Genomic DNA, 17,961 nt, shown 5'->3' with positions numbered 1-17,961 from the left:
GTGGCGGGGGCATCATTGACTGCGGCGACCGTGATGGTGATGGTGCCGGTGTCCTGCCCGCCATTGCCGTCATCAATGGTGTAGCTGAAGCTGTCACTCCCGGAAAAATCCGCATCGGGCGTGTAGATGACCTCTCCAGAAATCGTCAAATCCACAGTGCCGTTGGAAGGTTGCTCAACCGCTGCCAATGAAACAGCATGACCGTCAGCGTCTAAAGCGTTTTGCAGCAGATCAATTGTGGATGCGCTGTCCTCGAAGGTACTAATGGCGTCGTTTGCGGCGATGGGGGGCGTGTTTTCAGAGACCTCGATGAGCACTGTTGCCGTAGCTAGCCCGCCGGCACCATCAGAAACTTCATACGTGAAGCTGGCTTGCCCGCTAAAATTTGCGTCTGGCGTGAAGGTTACAGCACTTGTTGAGAGCTCAGCTGTGCCTCCTACCGCAGAGCCAACCGAAAGCATTGTGAGGGGCTGCACAGTTTCTGGATCACCATCGGTGTCATTGGCCAAAAGTGCGGACATGTCGATCGCCAAGGGCATATTATACGCAGTGGATAATCCGCTGTCGTCTGCTGCAATCGGCGCATCGTTGACGGGGGTGATCGAAAAGGTCACCGTTCCGGACGTGCTGTCGCCCTGTTCGTTCTCCACATTGTAGGTAAAGCTGTCGGTGCCTGCGAAATCGGCATTTGGCGTGTAGGTCACATCCCCGTTTGTCAGCAGGGTCGCAACGCCGTTTGAGGGGGCACTTGTTGCGGTGAAGGAGAGCGTTGAGCCATTGGCACCACTGACCGCACTAGCGAGATTCAGTGACATCGAGGTATCTTCAGCCAGCTCAGAATTGGTATTTTCGGTCGCTAGCTCTGCGCTTTCGGTGCCACCAGATGAAGAGGATCCTCCGTCTTGACCTGAAGAAGCGTCATTAACTGGAGAGTTTGTTGGCGGAGGGGGTGGTGCGGGCGTTGTTTGTGCCTCAGGCGCACCAACTTGCGTGAAAGACTCACCACTTGTGGTGTCACCAAGACCTGGATCGGAAGAAAAGGTTCCGGTGTCAGCGGGTTCTGTACCCGGACCAAGCCCCGGATCAGCAGTGCCAAGGGAGCCTGTGTCTAAGCCGTCCTCGCCAGCAACCAAATTGGTTACGCCTTCAAGCCCAAGATCCCCGCCGTCGGCGTCTAGTTGCGCAAGGGCAAGAGCGGCGACGCTTTCTGCTGAGGTCTCGGAGTTGTCGACTTCGGAAGGCGCGACCGCCGCAAATTGCTCCTGGCCGTCTTGTTGAAGCGAGGCGTCGTCTTCGCCCTGAATTTCCGCGTCATTGGGAGTTTGAGGGACTGTCTCTTCGCCTTCGGGGTCACCAGGGACTTGTCCTTGATCCTGGGGTGGTGCTGCATCTTGACCACCGCCACCATCTTGAGGCGTGGGAGCCGGGGCAGGGGGGGCGTCGCCGGGGGCTGCCTGTCCGCCGCCGTCAGGCCCTGCTTCGCCCGTGCCTGTTCCGTCAAAGTCTATGTAGCTTCCGCTGTTCTCCAGACGTAGTTCGGCGCGTTCTGTCACCTCATTGGTTTGGACTTGTAGCGCCTCCGAGTCCGCTTGAACCACCTGGGCACGTGGCACTGGGCGCGTTTCGCCATCGACGGGGGATACAATCCAGCTGGTTTCTGGGTCGGAAAGGGAAGAGACAAAATTCCCGTTCTGATCAAACAAATCTATGCTGCCGAGAGCGCCGTCTGGCCAGTCTGGCAAGAGAGAGACGACAACTTCTGTCACACCGTTGACCACCACGATGCGCACTTCCACAGTTGTGCCTCTGATGCCGATTGTGGAAGTGGGTGTGTTCACCTCCATGTCGCCGATTTTGGCAACTTGTCCAGCCACAAAAACAAAGCCGCCCTGTATCAGATTAAACGCTGCGGAATTGTCTGAGCCGTCAGGATCATAGATCAGCTCGTCCAAAATCATACGGCTGTCTTGCGCCAAGGTAAAAATCGTTCCGTCGATAAATACCAAAGATACCGTGCTGCCAGCGCCGGTCTGGATCACATCGTTTTGAAAAACCAAAGCGCCGTCATTCAGCCGGACGGTAGAGCCGTCTGCGCGGGTGACCGTCACCACGCCTTCAATCGTATCAACTTGTCCGATGGCGTCAGATGACGCTTGCGCTTGAACAGGAACGATATCTGATTGCGTGATATCTGTTTGTTGGAAAGTCGCTTCGGTCTTTAACGCTGCTGTGCGCGTATCGATACCGGCTCCAGCGATCCGAGCCACATCTGCGCCCTGGATTTTCGCACCATTGGGGGCGATCAGCGCTGCAGGAGAGGCGAAAGTAAAGTACCCAGCGACCCGCAGTGTTTCTGCGCCATCAAAAGAGATGACAAGGTCTTGGCCGTCCTTGGCGTAGTCGCCTTGAAAGAGGGCTTCAACATTCGGGGTCAGAACCTCTGACCCATCCGCCACAACCACAAACTCGTTTTCGCCGCTATCAGGGCGGTCGAACTTACTAATACTCATGGGCAGTCCCCAGGAACAACCGATACAAAAACACGTCCGCGAATATTGAGGCGTGAAACGCCAGGCGGCTCTAAAAACAATTGGAGAGAAAATTAAATCAAATTGTAAATAAATGCCACAATTTAGATGTGAGGCTGATTTAAGTAACTGTTATGTTTTGAGATTTCATCTGGTGCGACAGATCTCGCCTAGACCTCTGGCCGGTATCTGTCTTGCTAGCGTTCGCGCAAAGCCTCGTGCTGGGCGCGTAATACAGGGCGAATAAGATACTCGAGCACCGTTTTGCGGCCGCTTTGTATATCGATGCTTGCAACCATTCCCGAAGAGATGTCGAGCGCCCCGTTGTCACCTTCCAATGAGGTTTGTTCGGTGCGTAGCATGACTTGAAAATAGGGCACGCCGTCAGCGTTGTTGAGCGCATCCGCGCCGATGCGTTCTACTTGGGCAGGGAGGTCACCATAGCGCAGATAGTCATAGGCCGTGATCTTGACGGACGCATCTGCCCCAACCCGGACAAAGGCCAGATCTCGTGGGCTAACCTCTGCCTCAATCAGCAGCGTGTCATCCAGAGGAACAATTTCAGCCAGTGTCATCGCGGGTTGGACGACACTCCCGACATTTGTGACTGAAATCCGATTGACAGTTCCACGAACAGGCGCACGCAAGTCTGTGCGCGAGACCCGATCTCTCGCGGCGGTCAGTGTTTCCTCGACCACTGCCAGATCTCCAAGCACCACCGAGATACGCTCCCGCGCTGTGAGACCATAGGATGATTGGGCAGAGCCGATCTGTTTTTCGGTTTCGGCAATGCTCGCGCGGACACGGAGTTCGGTGGCCTCTGAGACGGTGATGTCGCCTTCGATTTCTGCCAGCTGCCCTCGAAGGCGAAGTAATTCGATCTCGGGGACCGATCCGCTTGCAAAGAGGCCTTCAGAGATTTGGACTTCCCGCCGAAGGGGGGCGGCGACCGCTTCAAGGCGCGCGCGTTTTGCGGTCAGTTCCACAAGCTCGGCTTCCCGCTGTAACAGGCGATCTTGCAAAACGCTGATCTCCAGATCCAGTTGGCTTCGCCGGGTGTCAAACACGGCTATTTCTGCCGCGATGAGCCTGTCATTCCAGTTCTGTTCCGGCGGGAATACAAGCGTATCTGTCCCTTCGGCTTCCGCTCTGAGCCGCACAAGTTCAGCGGATAAAGCCTGATAACGTTGTTCCAATTCACCAAGATTGGATTGCACGGTAGTATCGTCGATCTGAAAGAGCACCTGACCAGGCTCGACCACATCTCCTTCTGAGATATGGATTGCAGACACAATACCTCCTTCGGGAGCTTGCACTGTTTGAACTTGGGAGCTGGGTACAACGCGGCCAGAAGCTCGGGTCACTTCTTCGATTTCGAAGGTTGCTGCCCAAAACACGAACCCTACAATGAGGGCGATCACAAACAGCAGCAAGACCCAAAGCCCTTTTCCTGCGTCCTGGCCTCCCGGGCGATTGACGAATTCTTCGTCTTCTATCCGCATGGAAAACATCACTCGGCTGCCTTATGTTCTATCTGTCGCTCGGCAGAAGTTGTTTGTGACAGTTGATGCATTACCTCGGCGCGTGGTCCATCAAGCACCTTGCGGCCCTGTTCGATCACTATGAAACGATCTGCGAGCGCTGCAAGAGACATCCGGTGCGTGGATAAAATCATGCCCACACCTTCTTTTTGCAACAGACGCAGCCGCTCAATTGCTAGAGCTTCGCTTTGATGATCCATTGCGTTGGTTGGTTCATCAAGGAAGATGAACTTCGGTCGACGAAGCAAAAGGCGCGCCAGAGACAGGGCCTGCCTTTGCCCTCCAGAAAGCCGTTCACCTCTTTCCCCCGCGAAGTACTCTAACCCTTCAGGTAGACCTGCAACAAAGGAATCGAGCCCCGCCAAATGTAATGCTCTCATAATTTCGGCATCTGTGGCATCCGGCACACCCAGCGTGATGTTTTCGCGGATGGTGCCTGTAAACAGAAGCGGATCCTGAGGCAGATAGCCTACGCCCGCGCGGACGGCTGCGGGTTCAAACTGCGCGATTTCATGACCATCGATCAACAAAGTGCCTTCTTGGGGCTGGTAGAGACCGTTGATCAGCTTGCCGAGTGTAGACTTCCCCGAACCGATCCGCCCCAGTAAGGCGGTTGTGCTGCCGGGTTCGAAAAACGCAGATACGCCAGAAATCGCTGGAGTTTGCATGTCGGGATAGGTGAATTTTATTTCACGCAATTCGATCTTGCCTTCTCTGACTTGTAGATCGCTGCGCAAGGCTTCGCGTTGCTCGATTTCTGTTTCCACGAAGCGTGAAATCGACCTCATGGACCAGATCGCAAAGTTGGCCCTGAAGATGGTCTGCGTGATACCTGCAAGCGGTGCAAGGATACGGCCTGCCATAATGTTGGCCGCAATCAGGGCCCCAATGGTGACGGTTCCTTTGGACACCAGAAACACCCCCAGACAAATGATCCCCGCGCTGACGGCCTGTTGCACAAGAACCGTGGCTGATCCTGTGAAGTTCGCCCAGTTTCGGGTTTGGGCCGTTACCCGCGACGATGCTGCCACCGCGTTCTCCCACTCGCGTAACAACACTGGCTCTGCGCCGACGCTCTTGACGGTTTCCAGTCCGGTCAGTGCTTCTATCAAAACCTGGTTGCGTTTCACGGTCATTTGCTGCGCCTGTCGCGCGGATCTGGCAATTGGCACCTGCGCCAGAACTGCAATGGCGATCATCACTGGGATAGCTGCGATTGGTATCCAGGCAAGCGGACCCACAATCATAGTGAGAACCGTTAGAAAGATGCCGACAAAAGCAAGATCAATGAGCGCGATCAAGGTAGAGGAGGTGAAGAAATCCCGCACCACTTCAAAGTCGCGCAAATTTGTGATTGCGCCGGTTGCACCGCCTTTGCGGGCCAGAATTTTCTGCGCAAGCGCCATTTGAAACAGGCGGGAGGCCAAGGCTAAGTCGGCTCTGCGCGACACTCTTTGAATGATTGCGCTACGCAGGAGCCGCAATAAGAGATCCAGCCCGAGCGCCAGCCCGACCCCAATCGCAAGGGTGATCAAAGTGACAAACGCAAGGTTTGGGATCACGCGATCAAAGACATTCATCACAAAAATCGGCAGAGCTAGCCCAGCCAAGTTGACGCCAAAGGCCGCCAGAAACACTTGCAACCATGCAGATTTGTGGCGGGCCAGTTCTGACCAGAGCCAATGCCCACCATTTGGGGCGATCTTTTGTGCATCCGGGCTGAGACGTGAGGAGGTCGAAGCTTCCTTTGACGCAACCAACAGAACCTCACCGGTTATCTGGCGAGAAAGAGAACGGGTCGGGACCTCATCACTTTCGTTTGTAGTAGGATCAACGATTGAGGCGGTTCGCGCTTTGTCATCCAGTCCCACAAGGATTTTCGGGGCCGGTGACTTGGAAATAAGCACGGCGGGTAAGCTGCCGCGATCAAGCTGCGCTAGGCTGCGTTTCACTTTTTTGGCCTTGAGGCCGACCACGTCGAGCGCGCGTATCAATCCGGAGGCGCCATCCGTTTCGAACCCCTCAGGTAGGCGCCCGGTCACACCGGTTTTAACAAACGGTCGACCATGATAGCGCGCCAGCCAAGACACGACGTCAAGCGCGCTGCGAAGTTCATTGGAAGGGGTGTAAAGATCAGGGTCAGCCACTGCGACGGGCTCTACTCAAGGGCAGGGGCAGAGACGTCAAACCGATCCATTGGCGCGGATTTGACGCGATCTTCGAAGTCCGCGTTGAGCGCACGCCCTTCTTTGGTAAGACCAAAATGATCGGAGAGTTTGCTTTGCGCTGCGAGCACGCGATAGCCTTGATAGTGATGCGCAGCAGAGGCGTTGATCTGACGAATGCGAAGGTTGAAAAGGGCACGCTCCGCATCAAGAACCTGAAGCAGCGGCCGTTTGGCAGCTTCAAATTCCTGCCGGAAGGCTTCCACAATCAATTCGTTGGTTGAGACGGAGCGATCTAACAGAAGTTTGCGTTCACGAGCTGAATCGTAGGAATTCCAGGCGCGCCGTGCAAAATCGCGGACTTCATTTTCCACCTGCTTTAAGCGGTAGTGGGCCCGGATGAGCAAATCGCGGTTACGGGCGCGCGTGGCCTCTCTGGTGTTGCCCTTATAGAGGGTCCAGTTCAGCCGCACTCCGGCAGCTATTGTCGAATCCGTTCCACGTGCACCCTCTTGGTTTTGACCAATGTCGGCGCCGACAAAGGCGTCTAAGCGGGGTTTCCAATCAGCTTCGTCAATTGCGCCCTGATAGGTTTGGGCCTGAATATCGGTCTGTGCCAGACGCATCTGAAAACTGTTGGTGACAGCGGCGGTTTCAACCGCCTCGCCGGAGGGCGGCGTGTGCATATGGAAGGCACGCGACAAAGTTGATGTCGGCCGTTTGCCGGTCACCAACTCGAACTGGGAGTCCGCATCGCCGAGTTGTGCCTCAGACTCTGCAAGCGCGAGTTGGGCGGCCAGCAACTTGTCATTGGCACGAAAACGATCTGCTTCGGACAGTTTCCCGGCATCGACTTGTTCCGCGACCTGCCGAGAGATTTCGCCGTGGCGCGCCAGATTGCGTCGCGACGCCTCAACGATATTTCTGTGCCGTACCACGTCGATATAGGCTTGGATCGCATTCAACGCCAAAGTCTCGGTCGCATCGGACAGGCGTATGATCTCCGCATCCAGTAAGGTCGCTTCGCGGTAGATCCGGTTCATGGCGCGCATGCCATCGAGCAGATTGACTTGAACATCTACGCCGATGATGCGCGCGAATTTTGTGTCCCGATTGTCCGCGGCATCCAGCGTGGGGTCATCGACCCATTCGGCCGCCACGCTGCCAAACAAATTGACCTGTGCACGCTTGTCGCCTTGGGCGATAGTGATCATGCGCCCTTGGGCTTCAATCCCGGAAATGGCCGCCTTGCGGGCTTCGCTGTTTGACACGGCATTGTAGACCGCATCTACCAGCGTTTCAGCGCGGGCATCTTGAGGGAAAACCGAATAAATGCAGGTAGTCGCGACCGCCGCGAAGGCAAAAAGATTTTTCATGGATCAAACGAAGTGACATAAAATGAAAGTACTGATTAAAAGTCGTTCTTCGTAAGCGATACGCCATTTTGCCCCTCAAAATCAAACGAATACTGGGTTTGGAGGTAGCGCAGGTGGGTAATGGAAAGGCTGGATGAATGCCCTTTGAGCCTTTCTGGCTTGGCGCAAAAGCGTTTTGATGATGTCACAAAATTGGTGCAGAACGATTAGGTTTCGCTGGGGGAGAATTAACCATAACGGTTTGGTCGGAGCGACGGATGCAATCTTTACGAGAGGCATAAAGGCGTTCTTTTTGCCAGTGGGTTTGCTCTCGTTATTGTCGCTCAGGCATCGCACCAAAAGCCACTCTTGCGCGGTCCTTGAGGAGGTCCAGAAGCCAGATATGGCTAGGATCGCGGTTCCGACTCTTGTGCCAAAACAGGTGCAAGACAACGTCAGGGCACTCAAAGGGCAGATCGTGGGCGCATAGCGCACCGGTTTGCAGGAGCGGGTCGGCAAGCTGCTGTGGCACAACCGCTATCAAATCCGTGGAGGCGACGATACTGGGGATCGAGAGGAAGCTTGCCACCTGAACGACAACGTTTCGGTTGGGCAGCTCTTCACCCATGAGATACTCAAGCGGCGTGTGGCGTCTGCTGTTTTTGGAGCGGATCCACTCTGAGCGCCGTAGGAGAGAGGCTTGGGGCAGAGTTTCAAAATCCGCGATGTCAAAGCCCGAGTTGGCCTTTGGATGATCCGCAGAGCAGATCAGTGTCAGTTTCTCATGCGCTAAAGCGATTGAGCTGAACTGATCTTCGGGCAAGGGGTTGTAGTCCACGGCGTAGCTGAGGTGGCCCGCTTTCAGTTGATTAGGTATGTCGTCGCTGTAGTCTGGATGCACTTTGAGTTTGGCCATGGGGGCCTGCGCGCGGATGGCCTGCAGCAACGCGCCGCCCCAAAGGTATTCAACGGCATGGTTCATTGCGATGGTGATTGTTCGGGAAAAGGTTTCGGCTTCAAAGCCGCGATCCTCAAAGCCATCAAGGATAGAAACCAATGCCGGTTGGATTCGCTCATGCAGATCAAATGCCCTTTGAGTTGGTTTTAGACCGCGCGCTGTCCGCACAAAAAGGTCGTCTTCAAACTCCAGCCGCAGCCGTTTTAGTGCGTTGCTGACGGCTGGCTGACTCATGTTCAGACGCTCTGCAGCACGCGACAAATGCTGTTCGCGCATAAGGGCTTCGAAGATTGGAAGCAAATTTAAGTCATGATTTCTTAACATTGCGAGTTCATTCACCAAAGTTATAATATGGTTTTGTAATATATTAGACGTGATATCAACGCCTCCTATTATTGCCCTAGTTGGCTTAACTAGGGAGGAACGAGCCATGAACGATGAAGCACGCGAAAAATTTCGCGCTCGCTATCGCGCAGCTATCAGCCCCAACTACAGTGGTTTTCTACACCTCTCTGTTGTTCTCTTCGGAGCAGGCGGGTTGATCAGTTTCGGCATTTCCCAATTGGAAAATGTCACCCTTTTGCAGATCCTGTTCGTTGTGGCGTTGTATGTCGTCTACAATTGGGCAGAGTGGTACACCCACTGCTTTTGGGGTCACAAGAAGACAGATCTGTTCAAGTTCTTCTACCAGCGCCACACCGGCGACCACCATACGTTCTTTGTCGTGCATGACATGGAATATCAGATGGTGCTCGACTGGCGTGTTGTGATCTTCCCGATCGCGCTGTTGGTTGCGACTGCGGTCGTGTTCGCGCTGCCTGCGGGCCTTGTGTCTTACTTTGTACTGGGCTGGAACTATGGCTGGTTGGCGTTTGTGACCATCATGTGCTGCTATCTGGCATATGAGGTGCTGCACTTCAGCTACCACCTGCAGAAAGGCTCTGTCACCGAACGGATCTTCAAACTGATCCCAGGTTGGACTTATCTGCGACTGTTCCACACGGTGCACCACAACCGTCACCTGATGGCAGAAGGCAACTTCAACATCACTCTGCCGCTCTTTGATTGGCTCTGCGGCACCCTTTACTTCAGCTCTGACGAATGGGCGAAGGCCAAGGGTATGGGGAACACCACCCCAGCGGAGTAATCCGACACGTGATTGGCATGTTGTCCGAAAAACCAATGCGATGCCGATGGGGTTTCCGTCGGCATCGCGTCGGCACGTGCTGAGAGCGCCCGTCTGTGATCATTCAGCGATGATCTCTGTCCTCATTCGAACTGAGCTCTAGTTACTAATGTCAAAAAACGATCTGAGACCTTTGAAACAACGTTTTGCCATGTGGCTGATCAAGCGCCCGGCAGGACTGCGGTTTTCTTTGCGCGGCAGCAAGAAAGCGGCGTTGCGAGACTTGGAAGGGGCCGTCAATGAGCGCGTCGCCATTCCAAGACGGGACGGCAATGGGACCATCCGCACGCGCATCTATAAGCCTGCGGATGCCAAGGGGCCTCTCCCTGTTGTGGTCTATTTCCATGGCGGTGGTTTTGCGACCGGATGGCCGGAGCGCCATCACGCGATCTACGAGCGCCTGATGAAAACGCGCCCCTGTATCATTGTGGCACCTGCGTTTCGTTCCTCATTGGAGGCCCCGTACCCCGCTGGGCATGACGATTGCTATGACGCGCTGCTTTGGGCGCGCGACAATGCCGAAAGCATCGGTGGGAACAGCCAGTCCATCATTGTTGCGGGCAACAGCTCCGGCGGCGGCATCGCGCTTTCAACAGCATTGCGCGCGCGCGACACAGGGGACGTGAATATCGCCTTTCAGATGCCGCTTTATCCGATGGTTGACGACCGCTCCAAGAATTGGAGTGCATTGCCCAAAGACAAGATCACCTGGACCAAAGAGCATGGTGTGATGGCGTGGCACCTGTTGTTGCGCGGTCTTCGTGCGGAGAAACGCTACGACATCCCAGCCTAGCAGTGCCGGCTTTGGCAACGGATCTCTCCGGTCTTCCGCCCATGCTCAGCTACGTCGGCGCTGACGACATTCTTATGAATGAAGTCAAATACATCGTAGAGCGCGTTGAAGCAGCTGGAAACGATGTGACATTCCGCATTTTTGACGGTCTTTTCCACGCGATGGAAGACAATGTGCCAGACGCTCAGCCGACCATCGACGTGCACAATTGGGTCGAGCGCGAATTCGGGCGCATGATCGATCAACACTACGGGGCCACCTAAGATGGCGCGCTGGGAAACACGTCAACAAGCTTGTCGCACGGTTGGAGCACTGTCTGCAGCCGCCGTGTTTCCTATCCCTTATTCAGACACTCCAATAGCCGTTAGCGCAGGATCATCTGGGGGCTTAGGTCCGGTATCCGCGCAGTCTCGGACACAAATTCAAGGATTGCTATGAACCAGAGCCACGCCATTCAAACCGGTTTCGCAAATCTTGCTGATATCGTAAGCTTTGAACAAACGCCGCTAAACAGCCATGACCTTCCTGCCACCACCTATGACGCGCTGAAACGTGGCGCGGCGCTCAATCCGGCAGCGCCTGCGATCAGCTTTTTTGTCTCCGGCAAAGATTACGACAAGCCGAAGACGCTGACACATGGCGAGCTGCTGGCAAAAGTCACTCAAACCGCTAACGCGCTGCGCAAGTTTGGCGTTGGTCCCAATGATGTGGTTGCCTATGTGCTGCCGAACCTGCCGGAAACACATATGGTGATCTGGGGCGGTTCCGCTGCGGGGCGTGTGCTGGCCATCAATCCGCTTCTGGAGGCGGATCAGATTGCTGAATTGCTCAAGGCTGCAAACACCAAAGTCTTGGTGACACTGGAAAAAACGCCACGCACAGATCTTTGGGAAAAGTGCCGCGCGGTGGTTCTGATGGTGCCCAGCATCCAGCATATTGTGACCTGTAGCGTCTTTGGATGGATGGATGGGACTGCGGCATCCGGTTTCCGGGCTTTGGGAAAGAGCCGGCCGTCCAAGCTGCGTATTTTCAAGCGCCCGATACCGGTCACACGCTTTGAGGACCTGATCAAAGGGGCGCGGTCTGACGATCTGGAATTTGAAGCTCCAAAAGCCTCAGATACCTCTACGATGCTCTGCACCGGAGGCACTACGGGCCTGCCAAAGATCGCCCCACGGACCCATGCCTCTGAGGTCTATGACGCATGGGCGCTTGCGCAGTTTAACCCGGAGATCTCCTCTCCGGGCGTTTCGGTGCTCTGCGGCCTGCCGCTGTTTCACTCCAACGCAATCTTGATGACCGGCCTGTTGGTACTGATGTCAGGTGGCAACGTCGTGCTGGCGACGCCGCAAGGCTATAGGGGCGATGGGGTGTTTCCGAATTTTTGGAAGATTGTTGATCACTACAAGATTGTCACTTTCTCTGGAGTACCAACCGTTTATTCCGCGTTGTTTGATGTGCCGCGCGAGGGGCTGGACATCTCTTCCGTCAAATTTGGCGCCTGCGGTGCTGCGCCGATGCCGGTTGAGTTGTTCAACAACTTTGTCGAGCAGACAGGCATCCCGATTGTTGAAGGCTACGGTCTGACAGAAGGGGCGGTGGCCTCCTCCTTGAACCCGACACATCCGGATGGCGGCGCGCGTATTGGCTCCATTGGTCTGCGGCTGCCGCACCAGAAAATGCGCTGTGCTGTTTTGGCGGACGACGACAGCTTTGAACGCTGGGCCGAGATTGATGAGGTCGGGGTCATCCTGATCTCTGGACCAAACGTCTTTGACGGCTATCTGGTTGAGAGCCAGAACAAAGGGTTTTTCTTCGAGATCGAGGGCGAGCGCTGGATGAGCACCGGCGATCTGGCGCGTCAGGATGCTGAAGGATACTTCTGGATGACCGGGCGCAAGAAAGAGCTGATCATTCGCGGCGGTCATAATATCGACCCGAAGATCATCGAAGAGGCGATGCACACGCACCCGGGCATCACCATGGCCGCTGCAATCGGCCGACCCGACGCCAAGGTCGGTGAGTTGCCTGTTCTCTACTACCAGGGGGAAGAGCTCTCCACGGCGGAACTTGCCGAGTTTGCGGCAAGCAACGTGGCTGAGCGGGCTGCCGTCCCGAAAGATTTCATCCGACTGGAAGAGCTTCCGGTGACGGGTGTTGGAAAGATCCACAAGCCAAGCCTGATGATGATGGAGATCGAACGCGTCATCCGAGCTGAAGCCGCAGCGAAAAACCTCGATATCGCTGAGCTGGAACTGACGCAGGACAATCAGCGCGGCATTGTGGCGAAACTACGTATGGTAAACAGTACCGACGAGATGCGTCATGTCCTCGGTCTTTATGCTTTTAACGTCGACTACGAGGACTGATCAGTCGCCTGCGGCGCCAGAGGAGAGCGCTTCAGGCAACCCCAATTCACTCAAGGGAGGAATACTATGGACTTCGCAATCAACGTGGTGGTGCCTGCAGCGCAGGCTTTCATTATGTTCTCATTGGGTCTTGGCCTGTAAGTCGCTGACTTCAAACGTTTTTTCACACGTCGCACCGCCTTTGCTATCGGTGCTTTTGCACAGATCGCGCTGCTGCCGTTTGCCGCTTTCTGCGTTGTGATGGCGCTGGATTTGCCGCCTGTTTTGGGCGCTGGTTTGATGCTGCTGAGCTTCTGCCCGGGCGGGGTGAGCTCCAACGTGATCACCAAGCTGTCGCGCGGTGATCTTGCGCTGTCAGTCTCCATGACGGCTGTTACATCCGTGATTGCCTTTATCACGGTGCCACCGCTTGCGACCTGGTCCATTCTTTATCTGATGGGTTCTGAAGCGCCGGATTTCTCCTTCTTTGATATCGCGATCTTCACCTTCCTCGTCACCACACTTCCAGTTCTGACCGGTGTTTTTGTGCGTGCGGTGGTGAACAAGCTTGCGCGTCGTTTGGAGCGTCCGCTGCAAAACATCGCCATCGTTCTTTGGGTGTTGCTGCTGCTCGCGCTGTTCGCCAGCAACCGTCAGGTGATCATCGACAACATGCCGACCCTTGGCTACGCGACAATGCTGCTGCCTGCGGTGCTCGTGGTGATGGGCTTGTTGGTGGCGCGTCTCTTTGGTCTCAACAAGACTGAGTCCAAGACGGTCAGCATCGAGACAAGCGTTCAGAACTCTCCGCTTGGCATCACGCTGGCCATTGTGATCACCGTGACCTCGACCAACTTTGCTGAGGTGCCACTGGCGTTGCCGTCTGCCATGTACTCGATCACGATGTATGTGGTGGTGCTGCCAGTGATGTTCCTGTTCCGCTGGTTGAGCCGCGATGAGGCTGTGGAGGCAACACCAGCTGACGCCTCTGCGTGATAGGCTGGTGCCACACACACTAAGGTCCCCGGCGTTTCGCAGATAACGGTGGGGATGCCTTGGCAGCGGTGCCGCGCCAAATTTGGTGCCGCTGTTTTGCGAAACGCTAAATTGGCCTGAAACAAGAAAGAGCCCGGGATGATCCTGCTAGAATCGCTGGATCGTCTCGGGCTTTTTTATGTTTGTCAGCAGGTTACGTTGAGGGCTGTGTTCCCACAGTGCTTGGCATTGTATGGATGTGAAAGGGCTCTCAGCTCAGCCTTTTTGGATCGTAAACTCCAACCGACCGTCCACTTCTGACATGTCGATAAACTGATGACCGGCTTCAACGCAGAAGTGCGGAACGTCTACGATGGCGGCGGGATCATCTGCGATCAGCAGCACTTTGGCACCTTGTTGCAGGGGCTCCATGCGCTTGCGCAGGCGCAGAACGGGGAGGGGGCACAGAAGGCCGAGGGCGTCAATTTCCAGATCCATGAAAATCACATATGCGCGATGTTTCGAAGTGTCCACAAGGATGTTACCGGAGCATGGGTGACCTTGGCGCGGGGATACACTAAGTGTTGCCACATGTTTGGAATTGATATCATCGATGCAGGGCTGCTCCCTGCCATGTTCGTGGCTTTGCTGGCGGGGACCATCTCGTTTCTGAGCCCCTGTGTGCTGCCGATCGTGCCGCCCTATCTTGCCTATATGAGTGGCATGAGCATGTCAGAGCTCACCACCCAACAGGAGGCGCGCCGGAAGGTCATTATCACGGCGCTGTTCTTTGTGCTGGGGCTCTCTACGGTCTTCCTGTTCCTAGGGTTTACGGCCTCGGCATTTGGTGCATTTTTCCTGCAAAACCAAGAGCTTTTCAGCAAAATCGCCGGGGGCGTGGTGATCATCTTTGGTCTGCACTTCCTGAATGTCTTCCGCATCCCGTTTCTGGATCGCGAAGCCCGGATTGATGCCGGGGACTCTGGCGGATCGGCCTTTGGTGCCTATGTGCTTGGGCTTGCCTTCGCATTTGGCTGGACGCCATGCATCGGCCCTCAGCTTGGTGCGATTCTCTCCATTGCAGCGAGTGAAGCCTCCATTGCGCGCGGCACCGTTTTGCTGGGTGTCTATGCAGCGGGTCTGGGCATTCCGTTCCTGCTGGCTGCTGTCTTCCTCAACCGTGCCATGGGCGTGATGAACAAGATCAAACCTCATATGGGTACCATTGAGAAGGTGATGGGCGGGTTGCTGCTGTTCGTGGGCATCATGCTCCTGACCGGTGCGTTCTCTACTTTCTCCTTCTGGCTGCTGGAAACATTCCCAGCGCTTGCAACACTCGGATAAGGCTTAATTTTGCCCAACTGACGGTCTATGCTCTCTCCAAAGGAGAGAGCAGCCAATGGGCGAAAACACCCAACACCAGAGCGTGCGTAAGCGCCGTGTGTTTTATATTCCCGGATATGACCCGATCCACCCGCGCCGGTACCGTGAACTGTACCGCAAGGAGGGGGCCGCTCAGGCGGAGATTTCAGGGTATGAGATGGCGCTTGCCCCTAAGATGGCAGGCGCTGGTCCGTTTGGCTGGCATGCCACTGGGCGCTTTCAAGGTGTTGAAAGTGAAGCGGATTTTGAGGTTCTGATCTGGTCAGACATCGTCAAGGACAGCATGGATCAGGGCATCTTTGCCACCTATGTCCAACTCCTGCGAACAGCGTGGATCTACATTGGCAGTGGCGCACTTGCGCGCCTGATGAAGCTGCGCAAGGGGCCGGTGATTGCCGCGCTCTATCCGGTTGTCTTTCTGTTGACCCAACTGGTCTTCGCCTTGCTGGTGGCTTGGGGTGTCGGCGCCCTATTGGTACTGGTGTTGCCGTGGTGGAGCAAAGTCTTTGGCCTGCTAGTTGTGCCGCCAATTCTCAAGTGGTTTCAAAGACATGATGGGAAGTTCTTTGCCTACTATCTGATGCATGACTACGCCTATTCGGCGTCGACGCGCGGGGCCAATCCCGAGGCGTTGGAAGCCCGAATGACGCAGTTCAAAGAGCGTATTGCAGAAGCGTTGCAGAGCGATTGTGATGAGGTTTTGGTGGTGGGGCACTCCAGCGGGGCGCATTTGGCGGTGTCTGTGCTGTCCGATCTGATCCGCGAAAACCGGCTGCCGAAAGAGGGGCCAAAACTGGCGTTTTTATCGCTTGGGCAGGTTGTACCCATGGTCTCTTTCTTGAGTGATTCCTATCGGTTACGTGGCGATCTTGCATTTCTTTGTCAGCGGGAGGACATCACCTGGGTGGACGTAACCGCGCCTGGAGATGGCTGTGCCTTTGCTCTGTGTGATCCGGTTTCGGTGACGGGGGTTGCGCCTGAGAGCGGCAAGAAATGGCCTCTGGTGGTCTCTGCAGCCTTCACGCTGACCTTGGCGCCCGAGCGTTGGAAAGAGCTGCGCTGGCGCTTTTTTCGGCTGCATTTTCAATACCTTTGCGCCTTTGATAAGCCCGGTCATTATGACTATTTTCAGATCACCGCTGGCCCTTTGACGCTGGCGGAGCGCTATGAGGGGCGGAGCCCGTCCAAGTCGCGGATTGAAAAGCCGGTGAACAAGTTTACGAAGATAGCCCCATGATCCCACCAAAGCCGACACCGCGGCCGGATAAAGTCTCATTACGTCAATATGTTAAACTGTTTCGGCATGATCTGCTTTCGGCCCAGCCACAGCGGCTTTATCGCGCTTGGATGGCGGAGTTCCGCACGCCGTTTTTTCGATCCTACATGATCAATCAGCCGTCGCTGATCCAGACAGTGCTCAAGGAGCGGCCCGATGATTTCCCTAAATCTCAAAAGGTTAGCGAGGGATTGAAACCTCTGTTGGGGGAGTCGGTCTTCCTCACCAATGGGGAGACTTGGAAGCGGCAGCGGCGGATTATTGATCCGGCTTTTGAAGGCGGGCGGCTGCGCGATACCTTTCCGGCGATGTGGGCTGCAGCGGAATCTGCGGTTGCTCGGCTTGAGAGGAATATCGGTCAAGATATTGAAATTGAAGAGGAAACCAGCCACGCGGCGGCGGATGTGATCTTTCGCACGCTGTTCTCAATTCCCATCGAGCATGAGATCGCCGGGCGGGTTTTCAGCGAATTTCGCACCTATCAGCGCTCGGCTCCGATTGTGAATTTGGGTGCGTTCCTGCCGTTACCTCGTTGGTTTCCAAGGTTTTTTCACAAAGACACAAAGAGCACGGCAACCAGCATTCGAGCTTTGATCACAGGGCTCACGGAAGAGCGGATGGCGGCGATCGAGGCGGGGACTGCGCCGGATGATCTGGCCACCAAAATCATGACGACGGTTGATCCAGAGACTGGAAAACCGTTTGATACCAATGAGATGGTGGATCAGGTTGCGATCTTCTTTCTGGCGGGACATGAGACAAGCGCCTCTGCACTGGCCTGGGCGCTGTATCTCTGTGCGCTGTTTCCGGAGTGGCAGGAGAAAATTGCCCAAGAGGCGCAAGGGCTTGAGGCCGACTTTGCCGCGATCAGCCGTTTGAAAATCAGCCGTGATGTATTCCGTGAAGCGCTGAGACTTTATCCGCCAGTGCCGATGATGGTGCGCGAAACAACATGTCCGGAAGAGTTCCGGAATCGTGAGATTCGTCAAGGATCTCAGATTGTTATCTCACCCTGGCATTTGCACCGGCAGGAGCGGCTTTGGGACAATCCGGATGGGTTTGACCCGACGCGATGGCAGACGGAGAACGGCAAACAATGCGCGCGGGAGGCCTATGTTCCGTTCTCTGCGGGCGCGCGGGTTTGCACCGGTGCGGGCTTTGCCATGGTGGAGGGCGTGTTGATGCTGTCGATGATTTTGAAGCATTTCAAACTGACCCCTGTGGGTGATCCACCGGTGCCGATTGCGCATCTGACGGTGCGGTCGCGCGATGGCATTAACCTTCGGATTGAGCGCCGGATTTAACGTCGGTATCGCGTCGGTAATGCGACGTTATTGCGTAGGTGTAAAATCGCGGTTTCAAAGGTTAACGTTAATGCACGACATGGGCTGCGCCGGCAGGTTTTGCTGACAAATTTGAGTGCTCTGATTTGTGCTGTCTGAGATGAAAAGAG

General features: G+C 55.4%; 13 protein-coding genes and 1 pseudogene. 8 read left to right on the top strand and 6 right to left on the bottom strand.

The window, feature by feature from the left end; genetic code table 11:
* The 5 genes from J7400_RS10905 to J7400_RS10885 form a co-directional block, all read right to left on the bottom strand.
* Window positions 1-2,510: tandem-95 repeat protein (locus tag J7400_RS10905; protein ID WP_209063003.1), on the bottom strand; the 2,510-nt coding region annotated here is incomplete at its 3' end.
* A gap of 215 nt (window positions 2,511-2,725) precedes the next feature.
* Window positions 2,726-4,039, bottom strand: a complete 1,314-nt coding sequence (locus tag J7400_RS10900; protein WP_209063001.1) for an HlyD family type I secretion periplasmic adaptor subunit — start codon at window positions 4,037-4,039, stop codon at window positions 2,726-2,728.
* Complete coding sequence (locus tag J7400_RS10895) at window positions 4,039-6,159, bottom strand: type I secretion system permease/ATPase (protein ID WP_348540174.1); 2,121 nt, start codon at window positions 6,157-6,159, stop codon at window positions 4,039-4,041. The genes J7400_RS10900 and J7400_RS10895 overlap by 1 nt, the downstream gene beginning before the upstream one ends.
* Window positions 6,160-6,227: 68 nt before the next feature.
* Window positions 6,228-7,610, bottom strand: coding sequence for a TolC family protein (locus tag J7400_RS10890; protein ID WP_209062997.1), 1,383 nt, complete (start codon window positions 7,608-7,610; stop codon window positions 6,228-6,230).
* Between the two features lie 313 nt (window positions 7,611-7,923).
* On the bottom strand, window positions 7,924-8,871 hold the full coding sequence (locus tag J7400_RS10885) for a LysR substrate-binding domain-containing protein (RefSeq protein WP_280638002.1): 948 nt from the start codon (window positions 8,869-8,871) through the stop codon (window positions 7,924-7,926).
* Window positions 8,872-8,977: 106 nt separating this feature from the next.
* Between J7400_RS10885 and J7400_RS10880 the strand changes: the two genes are divergently transcribed.
* The 5 genes and pseudogenes from J7400_RS10880 to J7400_RS10860 form a co-directional block, all read left to right on the top strand.
* Window positions 8,978-9,694: a hypothetical protein gene (locus tag J7400_RS10880; RefSeq protein ID WP_209062991.1), complete on the top strand. Its 717-nt coding sequence runs from the start codon at window positions 8,978-8,980 to the stop codon at window positions 9,692-9,694.
* A 172-nt stretch (window positions 9,695-9,866) separates the two neighbouring features.
* Complete coding sequence (locus tag J7400_RS10875) at window positions 9,867-10,526, top strand: alpha/beta hydrolase fold domain-containing protein (RefSeq protein WP_209062990.1); 660 nt, start codon at window positions 9,867-9,869, stop codon at window positions 10,524-10,526.
* Complete coding sequence (locus J7400_RS10870) at window positions 10,469-10,789, top strand: alpha/beta hydrolase fold domain-containing protein (protein ID WP_209062988.1); 321 nt, start codon at window positions 10,469-10,471, stop codon at window positions 10,787-10,789. The genes J7400_RS10875 and J7400_RS10870 overlap by 58 nt, the downstream gene beginning before the upstream one ends.
* 171 nt (window positions 10,790-10,960) lie before the next feature.
* A complete protein-coding gene (locus J7400_RS10865) occupies window positions 10,961-12,895 on the top strand; it encodes an acyl-CoA synthetase (protein WP_209062986.1) in 1,935 nt (644 codons plus the stop codon).
* 156 nt (window positions 12,896-13,051) lie between these two features.
* Window positions 13,052-13,870: pseudogene (locus tag J7400_RS10860) on the top strand (bile acid:sodium symporter); the annotation flags it as partial.
* Window positions 13,871-14,125: 255 nt separating this feature from the next.
* Here J7400_RS10860 and J7400_RS10855 read toward each other — a convergent pair.
* Window positions 14,126-14,347 carry a sulfurtransferase TusA family protein gene (locus J7400_RS10855; protein WP_209062984.1) on the bottom strand — a complete coding sequence of 74 codons (222 nt, stop codon included), beginning with the start codon at window positions 14,345-14,347 and terminating at the stop codon, window positions 14,126-14,128.
* 93 nt (window positions 14,348-14,440) lie between these two features.
* Between J7400_RS10855 and J7400_RS10850 the strand changes: the two genes are divergently transcribed.
* The 3 genes from J7400_RS10850 to J7400_RS10840 are packed head-to-tail and all read left to right on the top strand — an operon-like array spanning window position 14,441 to window position 17,812.
* Window positions 14,441-15,193, top strand: coding sequence for a cytochrome c biogenesis protein CcdA (locus J7400_RS10850; protein ID WP_209062983.1), 753 nt, complete (start codon window positions 14,441-14,443; stop codon window positions 15,191-15,193).
* A gap of 55 nt (window positions 15,194-15,248) precedes the next feature.
* Window positions 15,249-16,469 carry a hypothetical protein gene (locus J7400_RS10845; RefSeq protein ID WP_209062982.1) on the top strand — a complete coding sequence of 407 codons (1,221 nt, stop codon included), beginning with the start codon at window positions 15,249-15,251 and terminating at the stop codon, window positions 16,467-16,469.
* Window positions 16,466-17,812, top strand: a complete 1,347-nt coding sequence (locus J7400_RS10840; protein WP_209062981.1) for a cytochrome P450 — start codon at window positions 16,466-16,468, stop codon at window positions 17,810-17,812. The genes J7400_RS10845 and J7400_RS10840 overlap by 4 nt, the downstream gene beginning before the upstream one ends.
* Window positions 17,813-17,961 lie beyond the last annotated feature (149 nt).

The sequence above is a fragment of the Shimia sp. R9_2 genome (assembly GCF_017743735.1).
Taxonomy (GTDB): domain Bacteria; phylum Pseudomonadota; class Alphaproteobacteria; order Rhodobacterales; family Rhodobacteraceae; genus Shimia.
The sequence above is the reverse complement of the archived record's forward strand: the minus strand, read 5'-3'. Positions and strand labels throughout refer to the sequence as shown.